The following is a 19,453-nucleotide window of genomic DNA, read 5'->3' on the forward strand; positions in this document are numbered from 1 at the left end:
GGGTAAAAAATGACATATAATAGGACCACTTTTTGGGATCGGGAAGCGAGGGGTTGGATGATGGTCAAACGGACAAGCAGGCGGGTGCTGGGGGGCAGCGGGGCCCTGCGGCGGGGCACTGGGCTGCTGCTTGCGGCAGCGCTGCTCCTGACCGGGTGCGGCTGGGGAAAGCAGAGCGCCGCACCCGGAACGGCGGGCGCTCCTGCCGCCCCGTCCTCCGGAGCGGTGGGAGCTCCAGCCGGTAATCCCGCGGAAGAGACGTCCGGCATGGTTCCGGTTGCGGCCGGCAAGTTTCGTTTTGTGGTGATGGGAGACAGTCGGGGCTCCTCGAACGGGACGAACGAAGCTACGCTGCGGGCCCTGCTCGGGAAGGTGAAGGAGCTGAAGCCGGCACCGGACTTCATCTTGTTCACCGGTGACCAGGTTACGGGAGGCTCGACAGTGGCCAAGCAGCTGGCGAGCTGGAAGAACATCGCAGATGATTATATGCCGGTGACCTCCATCTATCCCGCGCTCGGCAATCACGAGAACGACGAGAAGATCTTCAGCCAGGCGTTCTCTTACCTTCCGCAGAATGGGCTGCAGGGCTACGGACGGACCGTATATGCGTTCGATCACGTTAACGCGCGATTCATTACGCTGAACTCCAACCGGACGAATGAGGATGGTGACTATGTCATCGACGATGCGCAGCTTGCGTGGCTGGAGGAGCAGCTGAAGGGCGCCCCGGATAAGCACCGTTTCGTGCAGTTCCATGTGCCGGCTTATCCCGTCGGCGCCCACCTCGGCAGCTCACTGGATGCGGCTCCCGCCTCGCGGGACAAGCTGTGGGCGCTGCTCGACCGCTACCGGGTGACGGCTGTGCTCGTCGGGCATGAGCATAACTATAACCGGCGCAAGGTGGACGCTTCGTTCAGCGGCAGCGGGTACACGTTCCGTCAGGAGATCTACCAGCTGACGATCGGCGGAGCGGGGGCCCCTCTGTATACAGGCAATAAGGAGAACAAGGGAATCGTCGTCGGCCCCAAAGCAAGCTACCATTATATGGTGGTCGACGTGGACGGAAGCCGGGCGCAGTTCCAGGCCTACGATCTGCAGCAGAATCGGATCGATTCTTTTGCTGTCGAGCGGTAGGACTATGCGCCTCGCGGCGCGGTCAGCCGGCAGCGGCTGACAAGTCTATGAGGGGAAGGGGAGCAGGAGGATATGAAAATGCAGCCGCCGTTTCGAGATCTCGCCATGGCGCAGGGGGCGGCCGCAGTGGTGCTGTTCCTGCTCGTGCCCGCGGCGACACTGCTCGGTCCGGGTATGCACCGGACGGCAGGGATGCTCCATGGGCTGGCCGCTTCGCTGACCATGCTTGTGGCAACGTATACATGGCATGCGTTCTACGATTATGCCAGAGGCCGGGGAGCGGGCAGGAGCCGGCTGGCGCGCAGGCTCGGGATGACGAATGGGCTCACGCTGCTCACCTTGATTACGGCCAATTGGCTCTATATCGGATACCAAGGGCCGGAGGGGGCTTCGGAATGGTTCAAGCTCCATCTGCCGGCGGGGCATTGGGTCGTAATGGAATATAAGGAATTCGTGTCGCTGATGACGCTGCCCTGCGGAGCTGCGGCCCAGGTCATTCTGCACCGCTTGGGCGGCGGCCGAACCCCTTCCGAGGGGGTACGGTTCGTGATAGGGATCCTGCTGACCCTGCTGTGGCTGTGCATGTTGGTGGGTTTCGCCTTTGGGCTGATCCTGGTGAAGTGGAGGCCGGTGTAAGGAGCCTTATCATAGGATATGCCGCATAGTCAGGAAGCGGACGGGCTTACGGGACTCATAGGCAGCAGACTTGGCCGGCTGGTGCGAGAGGAGGGAGCAGCCGTTGAGGAAAGCGGGACGGAATCCGGTACGGAAGCGGAGCCGGTTCGGGGACTGGCGGGCAGGAGCGAAATCGGCTCCACGCTCAAGGGAGGAGCGAGAGGAGGGAGCAGCCGTTGAGGAAAGCGGGACGTGAGGAATCCGGTACGGAAGCGGTGCCGGTCCGGGGACTGGCCGGCAGGAGCGAAAGCGGCTCCACGCTCAAGGGAGGAGAAGACGCGGCAGGCGCGGGGTCGGGAGCAGGCCGGTGGGAAGTGGAGGCTGGTATGAAGGCCCGGAGAAACCGGAAAGTTGGCGAACGAACGAAGAACGGTGCTGCGGGGAAGAGTAGAGAAGCCGTGGTAGGTGCAGTACCGGGAGCGAGTCGGTGGGTAGATGGGGCTGGAACGGCAGTGGAGAGCAGCCGAGAGGAGAGCGATGGTGCTGCGGCAGGCGAAGCTTCCGAAGAAGATGAGGCTGCAAAGCATGCGGAGAGCAGCCGCGGAGTTGGCGGGAGGGACAGCGCCTCCGCGGCAAAGAACGGTGAAGCTGTAGCGGCCATGCTGGCGGTTTTGCTCGGGATGGCCGTACTGACCGCAGCGCACTGGTGGAGCTCGGGCGACCCGGCTTCCGCCAATCCGCGCCTGCTGAAGCTGGCCTCCTGGGTGCCGGGCGGACTGCGCATCGGACCTTATGCAGGCAAGGAAGCGGCGGCGCTTGCGGCTTGGCTCGGCTCCTGGCCCATGCTGTTTCTGCTGCTGCGCCGGTACGATCCGCCGCTCAAGACGTGGGCGTATGGCTTTGCCGCCGTCTTTGTGCTGCTGCTCCTGCTCCTGTGGCCGCCGGTGTATCATGCCATCTACGGTTGGCCGGCTTAGGGGGGCAGTTTTTTGCAATCGGGTCGTTGGAAGGGTTGGACTGCAGGCAGTCGGTGAAGAGGGGGGATGGAACGTGACGGATGAGATGACGGATCATGGAGTACGGAGGAGGCGGGCTCCGGTCCGCACGGCGAATGTGCCGGAGGCTGAAGGCTCTGCCCGGGCCGAAGGGCTGTTATACTCTGACCTAACAGAGGCTGCAGGCCGTGAAGTCTCCCTCATGTCCCAGCGGCATGCGGAACGTTCCTCCGGGCATCCTGCCGGCCAAGCATTCGTACGGGAGGGAAAAGGCGGCGGCACAAGCCGTCCGGGAACCGGCGCCCGGCGCTTCCTGCCGGTTACGCTGCTCTTCCTGCTGCTCTTCGGAGGGCTGGCCGGTGCGCTCCTCTGGTCCCGTCCGCCGGTGACCGGCAGAGCGGAGTTGGCGGCTGCGTCGGGTGAAGAGCGATCCTGGCAGGCGGTGTACAGTCTTGCGGATCTGGGAACGTCTGCTCCAGGGGAGCTCGAGCGGCTGGTGGCGCAGTCACCGGACGTGCTTTTCTTCGCCGGTCCGGCAGGGCTGGCCCGCAGTGGAGCGGCGCCGCGGACGTTCTTCCCGGTAGGGGACGGGGCGGGGGCTGCCGGGCAGCAGCCCGAAGTCCGTTTCCCGCACATCCCGGAGGAACAGCTTGCCGGCTATGGCCGCACGGCTTACTCCGTCGATTACGGCCAGGCGCGCTTCTGGTTCCTGAATGCCGCCAAGCTGGCGGAGGAACCGCAGGTGCAGCTTGGTTGGCTGCAGCGCACTGCCGCCGAGAACCCGCAGCCGCACCGTATCGTGCTGCTGGCGGAAGAGCCCGCCGCGCCGCAGGCCTGGCAGGGCTTCACCGCCGCCGGCGTCGAGCTCGTGCTCGCCGGCGGCCGCCTCTGGGCGCCCGCGGCAGCCGTGCAGGCGCCTCAGCCGGAGGCTTGGCGCAGCGCGCCCGGCCCCGCCGGCTGGGCCGCGTGGACCCCGCCCCCGGGCGAGAAGCAGGAAACCGGAGGCTACCTGCTTCTCGAGGGGCGGGGACCGCGGCTGAGCGTGAGCCTGCCCGCAGGCGGCAGCCTGGGCGCGGCGTTGGGGCTCGACGCCGCAGCGCTCGGCGGCCCCGCGCCGCTGGAGCGGGCGGCCGTGCCGGTCGGAGCGCAGTGGCGCTACCGCCCCGGCGGAAGCGATCTGCCCGCGGTCGTGCCCGAGGGGCTCGACCCGGCGGGCGAGCATCCGTCCGCCGGGCGGACGCCGCTGCCTGCCGCCGACTGGCGCGGCGCGGGCTTTGACGCCGCCGGCTGGGCCGCCGGGCAGGCGCCGCTTGGGCGCTCCCGCGACGCCGTCAGGCAGCGGGGCATCGCCACGGCGCTGCCGGCGGGGCCTTCGCCGGCGTATTACTTCCGCCATGCGTTCCAGCTGGATGTGCCGCCGAAGGAAGGCCAGGAGTGGACGCTCCGGGCCGCTTATGAGGACGGCATCATCGTCTATCTCAACGGCGTGGAGGTCGCCCGCGATTCGATCCGTGACGGACTGGTCGACGACCGGACGCTGGGGGTTCCTCATTCGGGCGTGATCTACGAATCGTTCCCGCTGGAGGAGTACCTTGAGCTTCTGATACAGGGGACCAACACGCTTGCCGTCGAAGTACACGGCAGCCACCCGGACACGCCGGAGCTGTGGTTCGACCTCAGCCTGACGGTCCGGGAACGGCCCGGCGCCGGGGGAGGGGGAGCGCCATGAAGTGGAGTGATCCTTCGAACCGCACCTGTTTCTCCCGGCCTACGGCATTGGTTAGACTCCTCTTTCGGCAGCAGCCGCAGCGATGGTACGGCAGCTCCACATGCGACAGTTCCGCTCGCGGCGGACGCAGACGCCCCGAATCGGCTGGCCGGCACTGTCGGCTTCAGCTCTGGGCGCTGCTGCTCTGCCTTGTGCTGGCCGCAGGCTGCGGTGCACAGGACCGTCCCGCAGACTCACCAGGTCTGCTGGCCGCACTGTCGTTTGCCAAGGAGCATATTCTGCTCGATAACGGTAACGACTTCGTGTGGACCGGTGTGACCGTGACACTGAACGGCCGGTATGTCTACAAGGCGGGTACCGTGCCGAGAGGGACATCCGCGCTGCCGTTCGCCGAGTTCCGGGACAGTGACGGCCGCCCCTTCGACCGCTCCAGCATGACGCCGCACAAGTTGGTGATCGAGGCAGTCGGAGGGTTCACCGGCCAACCCGGCCGTTATGAATGGTAGCCTGGTGAACGAGGCAGCCGGCAGGTTCACCGGCCAGGGCGGGCGTTATGAACGGCAGCCTGGTGAACGAGGCAGCCGGGGGATTCACCGGCCAACCCGGCCGTTATGAACGGCAGCCTGGTGAACGAGGCAGCCGGAGGGTTCACCGGCCAACCCGGTTGTTATGAACGGCAGCTGAGGCAGTCACTTTGATCCTCTTATGAGCCGGGCCCGTAACAAACTTCCCCATGCCCAGATAGCGGAACTACGATTCCTTATTTGATTATTTCCCGTCATTTCCCGTGAAATAGTTATAATGAACGAAACCGACTACCTCTTTGCATCACGTAGGTTGAAGTTGGAAATGACTTGGAGTGAATACACCAATCAAATCCAAAACAGAGCTACAAACAAAAAGGAGTCGGTTAGTAATGAGTATGTCCACAAAGTATGTAGGGTTAGACGTATCCAAGGAAAAAATTGCCGTTGCCATAGCCACGGAAAATCGAGATGAGCCCGTGCGGTTCTGGGGGACGATTCCCCATACCAAGGAGGCCGTGCGAAAGTTAGTCAAGCAGCTTGCAAAGGACGATGAGATCAAACTCGACGTTTGCTATGAGGCCGGGCCTACAGGGTTTCAGCTGTATCGTTGGTTCCTTGAACTCTTTGTCAATTGCAGCGTCGTTGCGCCCAAAGCATTGGATGGCAACAAGCGCATTAAAACCGACAAAAGGGATGCCATACGTTTAGCGCAGCTCTACAGGGCCAGAGAGTTAACCGAAATCTACGTACCTACGCCCGAGGACGAAGCGCTGCGGGATTTGGTTCGGGCCCGGGAGGATGCGGTTCAGGATATGAATCGGCACAAGCAGCGGCTAACGAAGTTCCTGCTTCGGCACCAGCTTCATCCACCGGGCGGCACGAAGGTATGGACATCGGCCTACGAGAACTGGCTGGATACCTTGCGCTTTACGGATGCGTGCGAGGATATCGTCTTTCAAGAATACCGCAACACCATCAGGGAGGCCGCAAACCGGATTGGGCGATACGAAAAGGAAATGGAACGGCAGGCTTCGGCAGGGTGCCAGGCTACCATGATTCAGGCGCTGCAAGGACTTCATGGTATTGCTTTAGTTACGGCCACTACTCTTGCGGCCGAACTCGGAGATCTCGCAGGAAGATTTGCTTTTGCGCCGCAGCTTATGAGTTATTCCGGATTGGTACCTTCGGAAAGTTCAAGCGGAGGCAGCCGCCGGCAAGGGCGAATCACGAAAGTCGGAAATGCGCATATCCGACGGGTACTGGTCGAAGCCGCCTGGACCTATCGGAGCAAACCCGCTGTAAGAAGAGCCCTGCGAGAGAGGCAAAAGGAGCTAAGCTCGGAGATTATTGAGATCTCTTGGAAGGCGCATAAAAGACTGCATCATAAATTTAATAGGTTAAGCTTCAGGGGAAAGAACAAAGGAACCATCGTTACCGCCGTGGCCAGGGAGCTCTTGGGATTTATCTGGGCTATAGCCAAGGAAGTCCAGAAGCAAAGGGCGGCAGCATAATCGCTTGTGCTTGTAATAGAAGTTTGAAAATACGAAGAAGGAGGTGGTAAGAGAACGGATTTGAGGAAGATGCGTTACATTCTTTGGCTCGGGGGCAAAGTACAAAGCTAGGCAGAGAGAAATCCGCGTAGTTCCGCTGCACAAAGCAAGGGAACAGGAGCTTTATGTGCGTTGATAGTTAGCAGGAAACTCTCTGGTCGTATGTAATCACATGTGAGAACCCACGAATATCAGGTTGCCAGCCGGCGCAAAGAACCATTTTGCCCTCGTGCCAAGGAATGTAGACATGTCCCGCTGTTCTCAGGAAAAAGACTATGCAGGGAGCACGCCCCCTGCACCCCGTTACTCGCCGTAAGGCAGGGTCTGACTTGATAGTCAGACCCGTAAACAAGTATGGGAGGAAAGAAGCCGCCTGTCAAAAAGAACACCTTGACAGGCTTAGTTTGGAGTACAAAAAAACAGGGATACGTGCTGGGAGTTGCTCGGTTACGTTCATATCAGCGGAACTCAGGTATCTTATGGACTCCCAAGACAGGGCATTTGCCTGCGGAGAGTCCAATTAGAGAATCCAAGTTCCGCTATTTTTGATTCAGCAGTCCATAGGTGGGCCATAGCGAACTACAGTTCCGCTATTTTGGGTACAGGGGATTTGGGGGGGGATCAGCTGGTCCCGGGCATCGGGAGACGCCGTAATGCAAAGCCCCCAAGCCAGGCCCCCGCTTCACCTGATCCTCTCGCCCGAGGCATCGCGTCGCCCGAGGCTCGTCGCCCGAGGCTCGTCGCCCGAGGCTCGTCGCCCGAGGCTCGTCGCCCGAGGCTCGTCGCCCGAGGCTCGTCGCCCGAGGCTCGTCGCCCGAGGCTCGTCGCCCGAGGCTCGTCGCCCGAGGCTCGTCGCCCGAGGCTCGTCGCCCGAGGCTCGTCGCCCGAGGCTCGTCGCCCGAGGCTCGTCGCCCGAGGCTCGTCGCCCGTTGGCCTCCCATCCCCCAGGTCTCCCGTCGCCCAGCAAACCCGCGCACAACAAAAAGGCTGCACGCCTGCTCCGGTGAGCTTGGCGGCAGCCTTTTTAGATTATGCTTACTTGAACGCTGGAACGACAGCGCCTTGATACTTGTCTTCGATGAACTTGCGGACTTCCGGGGAGTTCAGGGCCTTGGCGAGCTTCTGAATCGCTTCGGAGTCCTTGTTGTCCGGACGGGCTACGAGCAGGTTCACGTAAGGGGAGTTGCTGTCCTCGATGAACAGGGCGTCCTTCGTGGGGTTGAGCTTCGCTTCGAGAGCGTAGTTCGTGTTGATCAGGGCCAGGTCGACTTCAGGCAGTACGCGCGGCAGCATGGCGGCTTCGAGTTCTCTGATCTTGAGGTTCTTCTTGTTCTCGACGATGTCCTTCACGGTGCCGGAGATGCCGGCGCCTTCCTTCAGCTTGATCAGGCCGTTCTTCTCGAGCAGCGCCAGGGCGCGGCCGGAGTTCGAAGGGTCGTTCGGGATGGCTACAGTAGCGCCGTCCTTCAGTTCGTCGGCTTTCTTGATCTTCTGGGAGTACGCACCGAACGGCTCGATGTGGACGCCAACGACTTTCACCAGGTTCATGCCTTTAGCTTTGTTCTGGTCATCGAGGTAAGGCGTGTGCTGGAAGAAGTTCGCGTCGAGCTGCTTCTCGAATACCTGTACGTTCGGCTGAACATAGTCCGTGAACTCCTTCACTTCGAGGTTCACGCCTTCGGCTTTGAGCTTGTCCTTGATGCTGTTCAGGATCTCAGCGTGGGGAACAGCGGTTGCGCCGACCTTCAGCGTCACTTCCTTGGCAGGTGCTGCGCTTCCGTTCGATGGGGCTGGCGCCGCCTGCTCGGCCGGCTTGCTGCCGCATGCCGCGAGCGAGAAGGCCATAACCAGAGACAGGGCGAGTGTTAGCGGTTTTTTCATAGTAGAATCCCTCCATAAATGTAGTGTGGTATAAAGTCCTTGGATCTATATCAAAAATCCTTACTTGCGCTGAAATCTCCGGACGAGCCGGTCGCCGAGCGACTGTAGGATTTGAACCAATACGAGCAATATAACGACAGTGACCACCATGACCGGCGTGTTGAACCGCTGGTAGCCGTAGCGGATCGCGAGGTCCCCAAGACCGCCGCCCCCGACTACACCGGACATCGCTGTGTAGGAGACGAGCGTGACGGCGGTGATCGTGATCGCCGCGATCAGGCCCGGACGGGCTTCAGGCAGCAGCACGCGGGTGACGATCTGCCCGGAGGTGGCGCCCATGGATTGGGCGGCTTCGATCACGCCGCGGTCGACCTCACGCAGGGCCGTCTCCACCAGACGCGCAAAGAACGGCGCGGAGGCGATGACGAGGGGAGGAATCGATCCCGGGACGCCGATCGACGTGCCGACGATTACCCGGGTCAGCGGAATGACGAGAATCATCAGGATGATGAACGGCACGGACCGCAGCACGTTGACCACGAAGGATAGCAGGGCATAGAGCGCATTCTGCTGCAGCAGCTGGCCCCGCGAGGTCAGGAACAGCAGGATGCCAAGCGGGAGGCCGATCACCACGGTGAAGAGCGTCGACAGCCCCAGCATCGTCAAGGTATCATAAGTAGCAAGGGAGATATCCTCCCAGACGATGTCTTTCAAAAACTCAGCCATGCTGCATCACCTCCACGTCAAGTCCGCGTCCTCGCAGGGCGGCGATGGCCGCTTCCGCCTCGGCCGTGTTCACGCGCAGCTCGAGCAGGAGCTGGCCGTAGGGCGTATCCTTCAGGCGGGATACGGTCCCCTGCAGAATGACGAACGGCACGTTCGTCTCACGCATCGTTTCGAACAGCACCGGCTCGTACGTCTGCTCGCCGAGGAAGGTCACACGGATGCGGATCCGGCTGCCGGCGCTCGAGTCAGCCCCGGTCTCAGCGAGTAACGTCTCGGGATCTTCCGCGAGCTGCGCCACGAAATCGCGTGTAGTCGGATGCTGCGGCTTCAGGAACACCTCGGTCACGGAGCCCATCTCCACGATGTGACCTCCGTCGATGACCGCGACCCGGTCGCAGATCGTCCGGATCACGTGCATCTCGTGCGTGATCAGCACGATGGTGATATGCAGCTTCCGGTTGATGTCGAGCAGCAGCGAGAGAATCGAGTTGGTCGTCTGCGGGTCGAGCGCCGATGTCGCTTCGTCGCAGAGCAGCACCTTCGGGTTCGTCGCCAGGGCGCGGGCAATGCCGACACGCTGCTTCTGGCCCCCGGAGAGCTGCGACGGATACTTATGCTCGTGGCCGCTCAGGCCTACGAGTCCGACAAGCTCCTGCACGCGCTGCTTGATCTCGGCCTCGGGCCGTTTGGACAGACGCAGCGGGAAGGCGATATTGTCCGCCACGGTGCTCGACGAGAGCAGATGAAAGTGCTGGAAGATCATGCCGATGGACCGGCGCTCTTCCTGAAGGCGGCGGCTGCTCAGCTTCGTCATCTCGACGCCGTCGATAATGACTGTGCCGCCGGTCGGCTTCTCAAGCAGGTTGATCGTGCGGATCAAGGTACTCTTGCCCGCACCGGAGTGTCCGATGATGCCGAAGATCTCGCCTTTGTTAACGGTCAGGTCGATCTTTTGCAGCGCCGTAACGGTTCCGCGCCCGCTTGGATATTGTTTGGATACGCCTTGCAGTTGAATCACATCTACACCTCCGGAAATACGCACTAAAAAACCTGCAGCATCGTAAGCAACCGGCAGCGGCCGAAGCCGGTCTGCGGGGATTGCAGCGAGGTACAGGTTTATGATGTCACACTGTGCCCTCTCATCTGTCAGAATCCAGCAGCCTTGTCCCATCCTCCGGTGCGCGGGTGTGCACCAAAGGCCTGGGGGCCTGCTCCGGCCGGGGCGTCCGCATGAGCGCGCCTCGCAGCCGGGCTGCATTCTGAAGGAATTGGCACCAGACTTCCTTGGATCGTGAACAAGCCTTGCCGCTTGCACGCTTTATCCATACAGGAACGGTTGCCGGGCTTCATCGGGCCTTATCCCTCCGCCTCTCTTGATAAGAAGTGAACCGCTATGAAATTAGCAGAATAATTAACCTTGGGTCATATTGCTAGGGACTTAAAAACGATCTTTATCATATAGAAAAACAGGGATGAAGTCAACAGCTGCGAGTAATCCGGGACCCTAGCAATGTTTCCCACTCTATGATTTACCCGGATTGGGAGTGTTGGAACCCGGTTTTTGCCATAAGGAAAGAAAGTGAAGGACGGCGTCAGTAAAGGCCGGGACAGAAATGTACGTTATCGGATGATGATAGGGAGAGTTTCGAAAGGTCATCTTCTATTGGCTTCGATAGTAGACGAGGCGTGCCCGGGTAATGAAATCCGTGAAGAACAGGGCGGAAGCCCGCGAATGATGGCTGGCGAGTCGGTCGGCGGCTGAAGTACCCGGTCGGTCAGGATGCTTTTTTGGTCAGGACGGAAGTGCTGTCACCAGATGGGATGGAGGCAGGGCGGAAGACTGCACCAGATGGGATAGGGGCAGAGCGGGAGTTCTGTCAACAGATAGGATAGTGTTAGGACGGAAGTGCTGTCACCAGATGGGGTAGTGTCAGGGTGGAAGTGCCGTCATCAGATGGGATAGGGGGCAGGGCGGAAGTGCACGGTCATCGGGTGCTCACCAAAGACGAAGCAAACGGGCAATCAAAACCTATCGTTCGAATAAAAACCGGGGGCAGGGGGACGTTCATGGCTGGCCGGTAGGCTGCTGCGATTCCCGGGTAGTAATACAATAGAGAAGCCTTGGACTTCGGCATACCGCCAAGGAAGAGGTCTGTTTCAGATGGGAATGAAAACTGTAGAAGAGGAGTGTGGTAAATAATGAAGCGTCCACGTATTGCCGTAGTCGGAAGCCTCAACATGGATCTCGTCGTTTCCATGCCGCGGATGCCGCAGGTGGGGGAGACCGTTCATGGATCGGATATCCATTACATACCTGGAGGCAAGGGAGCGAACCAGGCAGTCGGCTGTGCTCGCCTCGGCGCGGAGGTGGCGATGATCGGCGCGGTAGGGGGAGATCACTTCGGCAGGGAGATTCTGGAGCGGCTGCAGGAGGAAGGCATTGACCTTGGCGGCGTCCGTACGGTGGAACGTCCGACGGGGACCGCAGCCATCTTCCACACTGCGGAGGACAACTGTATTGCCGTCGTGCCCGGCGCGAATGCCGAATGTACGCCGGAGCTTCTTGAGCAGCACCGGGGGCGGATCGAGTCGGCCGATGTGCTGCTTGTCCAGCTGGAGGTGCCTCTCGACACGGTACACCGGGCGCTTGAGATTGCGCGCCAGGCCGGCGTGCGGACGGTGCTCAATCCCGCCCCGGCTAAGGTGCTGCCGGCTCCGCTGCTCTCGCTGGCGGATATCCTGACACCGAATGAGACCGAATTCGCGCTGCTCAGCGGGGAGAAGGACACGTCGGAGGAAGTGCTGCGCCGGGTGATGGCTGCCTGGCAGCAGGACTATGGGCATATGCTGGTTCTTACGCGGGGGCGCCTCGGCAGCTCCTGGCTGGACGAAGGGGAGCGGCTGCGGACCGAGCCGGCCCTGCCCGTCGAGACGGTGGATACGACGGGAGCGGGCGATGCCTTCAATGCCGCGCTGTGCTTTGGTCTGGCGTCCGGGTGGGACCTGCAGCAGGCTGCCGATTTTGCGTGCCGGGCTGCTTCCATGTCGGTGACCCGTTTCGGTGCCCAGGCCGGCATGCCGCGCCTGGATGAAGTACCGGAGCGCTAAGTAGGCCGGACGCAGAGGAGTGGATGCGTGGAGGCGGGTACTCCATGTTGGGGTCTAAGTGACCATGGGAAAGAGCGTATGCAGTTTGGGCGGATGGGGCTCAGTTGTGCGCACTGTGAAATCCGGTGAGGGCCGGATGAGGGAGCAGCTCCCTGCGCCTCCTTCAAGTCAGGATGAGTCTGTCCCCTCAAGAAGGCAAAGTTAAAGCCTGCGGGGGCAGGCTCCTCCGGCTCACAAAGGAGGCGGCTGGGCACCCTGTAAATGAATGCGGTCTTGTTCCAATCGATGGAACCCATGATAACGCCGTGCTTTCTCTTCTCTAAGGCGAAATGCGGAGAATTGATTTTTGCGGAGCAGGGGATTATCCTAAATATAGGAAAAGTCCGGCCCAAAGCTTGCTTCAGGATTCCCGGCGGCGGGTAAAGAGAGAAGGACGAATTATGCCCGAAGGGGGAGGATGAACGTTATTGGAGGCAAGCGGGAGAGTATCATGAGCGCGGCCCTTGAATTGTTCGCCGAACAGGGCTTTGAAACCACCACCGTGCCTATGATTGCCGACAAAGCTGTTGTGGGGGCAGGCACCATATACCGTTATTTTACGAATAAAGAAGCCTTGGGCAACGCCTTATTCCAGGAGTGTGTGCGGGAGTTCTCGGAGGCGGTGCAGCGGGGATATCCGGCGGAAGGGGACGCGAGGGAGCAGTTCCGGCATATTTTCTTCCGCATGGTGGAGTTCGCCAAGGAGCAGGAGCGTGCCTTTTACCTGCTGGAGACCCACAGGCACGCACGTTATTTAAGTGAAGAGAGTCATGAGTTGTTCCGGGAGATGATGGATTTTCTCCGGGCTTATTTCCGGATTGGCCGGGAGCAGGGCATCATCCGCCCCATGCCGTCCGATGCGCTGATTGCGATCGTGTATGGCGCCTTCGCAGCATTGTACAAAGCGATCCGGGCCGGCAAAATACAGGAAACCTCTGATCTCATTGACAGCGTAGAACAGGCTTGTTGGGACGCGGTGCGGGTACATCCGCAGGAAGAAAAGGGTGGGCAAGCCGCAGCTCAAGGGATTTCATAGATGTTGCGGAATGAACGTTCATTCCGATCTCGGGTTTATTTGTCGTCAGTTCAGCACTTCGGGCAGGCTGCCCGTCTGCCATTCAATCCGAGGGTGCGTGCAGCATAGTGTGCGTATCCGATGGGGTCCTACTAACCGAATCAAGGAGGAATGATCCATGACCCAAACCAGTCTGATTCCGCAGCCCAAAACGTTCGGACCGCTCGGCAACCTCCCGAACCTGAATACGAAGGAACCGGTGCAGTCCATTGTCAAAATTGCGGACGAATTCGGTCCGATCTTCCAGCTGGACCTGCCGAGGGGCAAGTCCGTGTACATCTCGAGCCACGAACTGGTGGCCGATGCCTGCGACGAGTCGCGTTTCGACAAGTATGTATGGGCGCCGCTGCAAAAAGTCAGGGCATTCGCCGGAGACGGGCTCTTCACGGCCGAGACGGAGGAGCCGAACTGGCAGAAGGCGCACGCGATTCTGCTGCCGAGCTTCTCGCAGCGGGCGATGCAGGGCTACCATGCGATGATGGTGGACCTGGCGGTACAGCTCGTACAGAAGTGGGCGCGGCTTAATCCCGACGAGAGCGTCGAAGTCGGCGAGGATATGACACGCCTTACGCTCGATACGATCGGCCTCTGCGGCTTCAACTACCGCTTCAACAGCTTTTACCGGGATCAGCCGCATCCGTTCATCACCTCGATGGTGCGGGCGCTCGACGAAGCGATGAGCCAGCTGCAGAGGCTCGGTCTGCAGGACAAGCTTATGGTCATCTCCAAGCGGCAGTACAAGCATGACATCCAGACGATGTTCGGGCTGGTGGATAAGATCATCGCCGAGCGCAAGGAGCACGGCTCGAAGGAAGGGGAAGACCTGCTCGCGCATATGCTGAACGGGCGCGATCCGCACACGGGAGAGTCCCTGGACGATGAGAATATCCGGTACCAGATCATCACGTTCCTGATTGCCGGACATGAGACGACGAGCGGTCTTTTGACGTTCGCCCTGTATTTCCTCCTGAAGAATCCGGAGAAGCTCGCCAAGGCATACGAGGAGGTCGACCGGGTGCTTACAAGCCCGCTGCCGACCTACAGCCAGGTGCGTGAGCTGAAGTATATCCGCATGATCCTGAACGAGTCGCTGCGCCTCTGGCCTACGGCCCCCGCCTTCGCGCTGACGGCGAAGGAAGATACGATGCTGGGAGGCCGGTACCCGATGAAAAAAGGGGACAGCGTCTCGGTTCTCATCCCGAAGCTGCACCGGGATCCCTCCGTCTGGGGCGATGACGTCGAGTCGTTCATTCCGGAGCGGTTCGAGGACCCGTCCGCCATCCCGACCCACGCCTACAAGCCGTTCGGCAACGGACAGCGGGCCTGCATCGGACAGCAGTTCGCGCTGCATGAGGCTGTGCTCGTGCTGGGGATGGTGCTGCGGCACTTCGAGATCATCGACCATACGAATTACCAGCTCAAAATCAAAGAAACGCTGACGCTGAAGCCGGAGGGCTTCACGATGCGGGTCCGTTCGCGCATCGAGCCGCTGGCGGTGGTGATGCCGGGCCGGGAGGCGGCGCCTCGGGAGGAGAAGCGGGAGCAGGCCGCCGAGGCCGCTCCGGTGCCGAAGCACAATACGCCGCTGCTCGTGCTCTACGGCTCGAACCTTGGCACGGCCGAAGGCATAGCCCGCGAGCTCGCCGACGCGGCCCGCTATCAGGGCTTCTCGAGCGAGACTGCGCCGCTCGATGAGCATGTCGGCAGCCTGCCGAAGGAGGGGGCGGTCTTCATCGTGACCGCCTCATATAACGGCAGCCCGCCGGACAACGCCCGTGCGTTCGTGCAGTGGCTTGAGCAGGCGGAGCCGGGCTCGCTGGAGGGCGTCCGCTATGCCGTGTTCGGCTGCGGGGACCGCAACTGGGCGAGCACTTACCAGCAGGTGCCGCGCAAGATTGACGGGCTGCTCGCGGACAAGGGGGCGAAGCGTCTGGCCGGCCTGGGCGAAGGCGATGTCAGCGACGATTTCGAGCAGCAGCTCGAGTCTTGGCGCAGCGACCTGTGGCCGCGGGTCATGGAGGCGTTCGGCCAGTCGCTGAACGAGAATGCCGGCAAGGAGCGCAGCTCACTTACCGTGCAGTTCGTGAGCGGCCTGATCGGCACACCGCTGGCCGAGTCGTACGACGCGCTGCAGACGACGGTCGCGGAGAACCGCGAGCTGCAGGGGGAAGGCAGTGACCGCAGCACAAGGCACATCGAGGTGGTGCTGCCTGAAGAGGTGAGCTACCGCGAAGGCGATCACCTGGGCGTGCTGCCGCTGAACCCCAAAGACCTTGTCGGACGCGTGCTGCAGCGCTTCGGCCTGCAGGGGGGGGACCATCTCGTGCTGAACGCGAGCGGTCGCAGCGCGGCGCACCTGCCGCTCGACCGGCCGGTGCGGCTGTCCGATCTGCTCGGGGGAAGTGTGGAGCTGCAGGAGCCGGCGAGCCGGGCCCAGCTCCGCGAGCTGGCCGCCTACACGGTGTGCCCGCCGCATAAGCGGGAGCTTGAGGCGCTGCTGCAGGAGGACGCGTACAAGAGCGAAGTGCTGCGCAAGCGGGTGACCATGCTCGAGCTGCTCGAGAAGTACCCGGCGTGCGAGCTGCCGTTCGAGCGCTTCCTCGAGCTGCTGCCGCCGCTGAAGGCGCGCTATTACTCAATCTCCAGCTCGCCGCGCGTGCTGGGGGATCGCGTCAGCATCACGGTCAGCGTCGTCCGCGGCCCGGCCTGGAGCGGCCGGGGGGAATACCGCGGCATCGCCTCGAACTACCTCGCCGAGCGGAAGCCGGGCGATCCGGTGGTCGTGTTCGTTCGCTCGCCGGAGTCGGGCTTTGAGCTGCCGGAGGATCCGGCGACGCCGGTGATCATGGTCGGCCCGGGCACAGGGGTGGCGCCGTTCCGCGGCTTCCTGCAGGCCCGCCGCGTCCTGAAGGCGCAGGGCGCCGCGCTCGGCGAGGCCCACCTGTACTTCGGCTGCCGCAATCCGCAGCACGACTACCTCTACCGCGAGGAGCTCGAGCAGGCGGAGAAGGACGGTCTGGTCGTCCTGCATACGGCGTGCTCCCGCGTGGATGGGCAGGAGAAAACCTACGTGCAGGATCTCATGAAGGGCGACGCTGCGCTGCTCATCGGGCTGCTCGACCGGGGCGGCAAGCTGTACATCTGCGGCGACGGCAGCCGGATGGCGCCCGACGTGGAAGCCGCCCTGCGACGGGCGTACAGCGAGATTCACGGCGTCAGCGGGCAGGAGGCGGCGGACTGGCTTGACGGGCTCGCCCGCGAGAACCGCTATGCCAAGGATGTGTGGGCCGGGACGACAGGCTGAGTTTGGCAGATACAATAGGCTTAGAAGGAAATGGAAGGACCCGCAGCTTCCTGGGTGGAGGCGTGCGGGTCCTTCTGCTGTGTTTGGGGGATGCCGTTTATACCGGGCTAATCCTTGCAGACTCGTCGCGCCGCCAGGCTCGTCGCCCCTGAGGGGGCGACCCCGAGTCGCGTGAGTGTTTCCGCTGCAAGCGAGGCGGCGCTGGCTTTCGGCGGCAGAAGAGCGGCTTTAGCGGGTGGTACACGCGGCTGGTGGACGCTGTGCTGTCGGCTTCCGCGGCAGCAAGTTCACCGAAACGCTGCTGCTTAGGCACATGGGGCAAGCCGCGCAGCTATAGCGCTCTTGCGGTGCGTTTGCCGAAACGCTGATGCCTAGGCACACGGGACAGCCGCGCAGCTATAGCGCTCGTGCGGTGCGTTTGCCGAAACGCTGCTGCTTAGGCATATGGGACAGCCCCACAGCTATAGCGCTCATGCCCTGCGTCTACCGCAACGCTGCTGCTTAGGCACACGGGGACGGTCTGCGTCCGCCTTATCAGTGCGGCCACCAGCCCCTGCTATCCGGCGCCCAACGCCGGCTGGCAGCTCCTAGCGTGCCGCGCTGGTTCTCTCCGCGCTTGGCGCTGCCTAGTGCACGTGACCCTGCGTCCGCCGAAGGTCCATCAGCCGGCTGTGGGAATCCTTCAGTCTGGCGGGAACCAGCAGATCCCCCTCTTGCCGGAAGAAACCATACCGGTCCGCAGGCCCGATTTCGATGATCCACTCCCCGCCCTCTTGGAACAGGTAAGCCTGCAGTGGAACTTGCTCCATTGTCAACCCAAAAGCGGGGGCCGCATGGTTCTCCACGATCGTGTATTCGTACCCCTGAACGGCGGGGTTTCAGCGGTAGATCCCAATGCTTGGCGGAACAAAACCCACGGACGGGCTGACCCATTCGTGCTGCCTGTCCTGATTGAGATCGAGCCGCTGCACGTCATGTCCTTGAAAGTCCTGCATCCGCCATAGCTCCTTTTCCGCATCGTAGAAGAGGGTGCGTACCAGCCCGGCATAGCTGTCGTCCCGCGCACCGCCGATCGCGATCTCTATGGGGCTGTCTCCGGCAGGGCCGCCTCCCTGAGGCAAAAAACGTACCGCGAGCGAGCCTGCATCTCCCGCTATGGAGCCGCCTGCGGCATACCACCCGTCCGGAGCCTTCAAGAAAACACGGACTCCTCTATAGCCGTTGTCTGCTCGTTCTTCGTACAGGTAGACCGAACAGGAAGGCAGTCCGGGGGCGGGGCCGCACTCATATACTTTGGATGGAGCCGCTGCCTCAGGCGCAGCCGCTTTCTCCAGAGCCGGGGACTCGATCGGACCAAAGACCAGGGGCACGGCCTTCAGGTTCTCCGGCTTGACGTAGACAGGTCCGGGTGCCTCGTTTTGGGGACCCACGGCAGTAGGTACAGAGGCGGCAGGCGCTGCGGCCCGGTCCGCTGCAGGCTCCAGGGTCCCAATATCGGCTTGGGGGGACAGGGGGGAGCATGCTGCGAGAGGAACAGCAGGAGCGGGAGTGCGCAGCTCGGTTTCTTTTTCATCTTTGTATCTCTCCAATCTCTACAGAGGGCAAATCAGCTTCGGACTGCCTCCTTATGGACGCTGACGGAGGTGATAGTGTTCCCTTAGGCCTTCCGAGTGTATGGCAGCCCCAGCCGACAAAAAAACAAGAGACGCAGCGTCCCTTGTTCTCGCACTTCCGTTATGTTTTCGCTTTGATCCGCTTCGACTTCGACAGAACCCGGATGCCCAGCCGCTGCTCCAGCCCAGCAGTCTTCCTCGGCATTTTTGGCTTGGCCGGCAGCAAGTCCCCCTCCTGCCACTTCTGATAGGCGTACAGGATCAATGCTATGCCGGTCATCAGCGCCAAATTGGACAGGGGGGTGACCGTGCCGTTCTCCCTTGCGCTGAGCTTGTCCAGCAGTACGGTCAGCCCGCGGCCGTAGGCCAGGTCGACCGCCAAATTCGTCATCAGGTACACCCCCAGAATCGTCGGAAGTCGAATACAAAAATCCATACTGTGCCCGCCAGAAAGAAACCGTAGACGGAGAACAGGGAGATGACCCGGTCCCAGGCGAACAGCGTCTCATTGAACCTCCACCACCCGTATGTCCATGCCATCTGGCCCACGATCGTATTGATCAGGGCGGCGGCGACCGCCACGGGCAGATACCGGCGGAGCGTCTCGCGGTCCAGGAAGACGAGGGAAACCCAAGGCAGCAAAAAGGCTGCCCATAAAATGGCTTTATCAACATAGGCTATGTTCCTTCCCCAAGGAGCTCTCTTTAGCGATGCCCTATGAGGAGGGAGGCTATACCATCTTAATCTCTGCTGGCATACTAGGCTTTCCTTCTTTTGACCATATTACCCGTGATAACTGCCCACCGGCTTGTTCAGCACCCATTCGAGCAGCAGAATCATATCATCGAGCCGGTCGAGATCGGACTGCAGGCCCGCTTTGCGGTCTTCTTCCGCGGCAGCCAGACGTTCTTCCACCGATTTTTTTTGCAGCAGCAGTTCATTCACTTTTCTCCGGATCTGATCTTCCGTACGCATAACCATCCACCTCTTGTTATTCATATGGGTACCTATCCTTGTCATCCTATCAAAATCCTGCGTTGGAAGAAAGAGCGCGTGCGGCATGGAAACGTTCTTTGGGACGGGGCGGGAGATTCTGCTATACTGTTCAGAGAAGGTCATGCTTGCGCAGATCTGGAGCAGGCCTGATACAGAGAGAA

At 61.3% G+C, this 19,453-nt stretch carries 18 protein-coding genes and 1 riboswitch; of the genes, 10 read left to right on the forward strand and 8 right to left on the reverse strand.

Annotated elements, in window-relative coordinates:
- Nucleotides 1-57 precede the first annotated feature (57 nt).
- From ACP26L_RS07030 to ACP26L_RS07060, 7 genes are all read left to right on the forward strand, one after another.
- The gene (locus ACP26L_RS07030) at nt 58-1,134 is read left to right on the forward strand and encodes a metallophosphoesterase family protein (protein WP_426451850.1); all 1,077 of its coding nucleotides are present in this window, start codon (nt 58-60) and stop codon (nt 1,132-1,134) included.
- Between the two features lie 72 nt (nt 1,135-1,206).
- A complete protein-coding gene (locus tag ACP26L_RS07035; protein WP_426451851.1) occupies nt 1,207-1,770 on the forward strand; it encodes a hypothetical protein in 564 nt (187 codons plus the stop codon).
- Nucleotides 1,771-1,788: 18 nt separating this feature from the next.
- The gene (locus tag ACP26L_RS07040; RefSeq protein ID WP_426451852.1) at nt 1,789-1,989 is read left to right on the forward strand and encodes a hypothetical protein; all 201 of its coding nucleotides are present in this window, start codon (nt 1,789-1,791) and stop codon (nt 1,987-1,989) included.
- Nucleotides 1,986-2,726, forward strand: a complete 741-nt coding sequence (locus ACP26L_RS07045; protein WP_426451853.1) for a hypothetical protein — start codon at nt 1,986-1,988, stop codon at nt 2,724-2,726. Before ACP26L_RS07040 ends, ACP26L_RS07045 begins: the two co-directional genes overlap by 4 nt.
- A gap of 73 nt (nt 2,727-2,799) precedes the next feature.
- Nucleotides 2,800-4,473 carry a hypothetical protein gene (locus ACP26L_RS07050; RefSeq protein WP_426451854.1) on the forward strand — a complete coding sequence of 558 codons (1,674 nt, stop codon included), beginning with the start codon at nt 2,800-2,802 and terminating at the stop codon, nt 4,471-4,473.
- A complete protein-coding gene (locus tag ACP26L_RS07055) occupies nt 4,470-4,979 on the forward strand; it encodes a hypothetical protein (protein ID WP_426451855.1) in 510 nt (169 codons plus the stop codon). The genes ACP26L_RS07050 and ACP26L_RS07055 overlap by 4 nt, the downstream gene beginning before the upstream one ends.
- Before the next feature lie 410 nt (nt 4,980-5,389).
- Nucleotides 5,390-6,511, forward strand: a complete 1,122-nt coding sequence (locus ACP26L_RS07060) for an IS110 family transposase (RefSeq protein ID WP_426448395.1) — start codon at nt 5,390-5,392, stop codon at nt 6,509-6,511.
- Between the two features lie 1,074 nt (nt 6,512-7,585).
- Here the strand turns inward: ACP26L_RS07060 and ACP26L_RS07065 are convergent.
- The 3 genes from ACP26L_RS07065 to ACP26L_RS07075 are packed head-to-tail and all read right to left on the reverse strand — an operon-like array spanning nt 7,586 to nt 10,175.
- A complete protein-coding gene (locus tag ACP26L_RS07065; RefSeq protein ID WP_426451856.1) occupies nt 7,586-8,431 on the reverse strand; it encodes a MetQ/NlpA family ABC transporter substrate-binding protein in 846 nt (281 codons plus the stop codon).
- Between the two features lie 60 nt (nt 8,432-8,491).
- Nucleotides 8,492-9,157: a methionine ABC transporter permease gene (locus ACP26L_RS07070; protein WP_013917163.1), complete on the reverse strand. Its 666-nt coding sequence runs from the start codon at nt 9,155-9,157 to the stop codon at nt 8,492-8,494.
- Nucleotides 9,150-10,175 (reverse strand): methionine ABC transporter ATP-binding protein, encoded by a 1,026-nt coding sequence (locus ACP26L_RS07075; protein WP_426451857.1) that lies wholly within the window; start codon nt 10,173-10,175, stop codon nt 9,150-9,152. The genes ACP26L_RS07070 and ACP26L_RS07075 overlap by 8 nt, the downstream gene beginning before the upstream one ends.
- 215 nt (nt 10,176-10,390) lie before the next feature.
- Nucleotides 10,391-10,540: riboswitch (SAM riboswitch) on the reverse strand.
- Nucleotides 10,541-11,356: 816 nt separating this feature from the next.
- On the opposite strand from ACP26L_RS07075, the gene rbsK reads away from it, so the two are divergent.
- The 3 genes from rbsK to ACP26L_RS07090 all read left to right on the forward strand — a co-directional run bounded on the left by rbsK (nt 11,357) and on the right by ACP26L_RS07090 (nt 16,683).
- Nucleotides 11,357-12,265 (forward strand): ribokinase, encoded by a 909-nt coding sequence (gene rbsK, locus ACP26L_RS07080; protein ID WP_426451858.1) that lies wholly within the window; start codon nt 11,357-11,359, stop codon nt 12,263-12,265.
- A gap of 457 nt (nt 12,266-12,722) precedes the next feature.
- Nucleotides 12,723-13,340, forward strand: a complete 618-nt coding sequence (locus tag ACP26L_RS07085) for a TetR family transcriptional regulator (protein WP_426451859.1) — start codon at nt 12,723-12,725, stop codon at nt 13,338-13,340.
- Between the two features lie 157 nt (nt 13,341-13,497).
- Nucleotides 13,498-16,683 carry a bifunctional cytochrome P450/NADPH--P450 reductase gene (locus ACP26L_RS07090; RefSeq protein WP_426451860.1) on the forward strand — a complete coding sequence of 1,062 codons (3,186 nt, stop codon included), beginning with the start codon at nt 13,498-13,500 and terminating at the stop codon, nt 16,681-16,683.
- Nucleotides 16,684-17,309: 626 nt separating this feature from the next.
- Here ACP26L_RS07090 and ACP26L_RS07095 read toward each other — a convergent pair.
- The 5 genes from ACP26L_RS07095 to ACP26L_RS07115 all read right to left on the reverse strand — a co-directional run bounded on the left by ACP26L_RS07095 (nt 17,310) and on the right by ACP26L_RS07115 (nt 19,271).
- Nucleotides 17,310-17,492 carry a hypothetical protein gene (locus ACP26L_RS07095; protein WP_426451861.1) on the reverse strand — a complete coding sequence of 61 codons (183 nt, stop codon included), beginning with the start codon at nt 17,490-17,492 and terminating at the stop codon, nt 17,310-17,312.
- Nucleotides 17,493-17,561: 69 nt separating this feature from the next.
- Nucleotides 17,562-18,272, reverse strand: a complete 711-nt coding sequence (locus tag ACP26L_RS07100; RefSeq protein ID WP_426451862.1) for a hypothetical protein — start codon at nt 18,270-18,272, stop codon at nt 17,562-17,564.
- A gap of 145 nt (nt 18,273-18,417) precedes the next feature.
- A complete protein-coding gene (locus ACP26L_RS07105; RefSeq protein WP_426451863.1) occupies nt 18,418-18,687 on the reverse strand; it encodes a hypothetical protein in 270 nt (89 codons plus the stop codon).
- Nucleotides 18,687-18,938: a hypothetical protein gene (locus tag ACP26L_RS07110; protein WP_426451864.1), complete on the reverse strand. Its 252-nt coding sequence runs from the start codon at nt 18,936-18,938 to the stop codon at nt 18,687-18,689. Before ACP26L_RS07110 ends, ACP26L_RS07105 begins: the two co-directional genes overlap by 1 nt.
- A 141-nt stretch (nt 18,939-19,079) precedes the next feature.
- Nucleotides 19,080-19,271 carry a hypothetical protein gene (locus ACP26L_RS07115; protein WP_426454846.1) on the reverse strand — a complete coding sequence of 64 codons (192 nt, stop codon included), beginning with the start codon at nt 19,269-19,271 and terminating at the stop codon, nt 19,080-19,082.
- Nucleotides 19,272-19,453 lie beyond the last annotated feature (182 nt).

This window comes from Paenibacillus sp. S-38 (assembly GCF_049942825.1).
Classification (GTDB): Bacteria; Bacillota; Bacilli; order Paenibacillales; family NBRC-103111; genus Paenibacillus_G.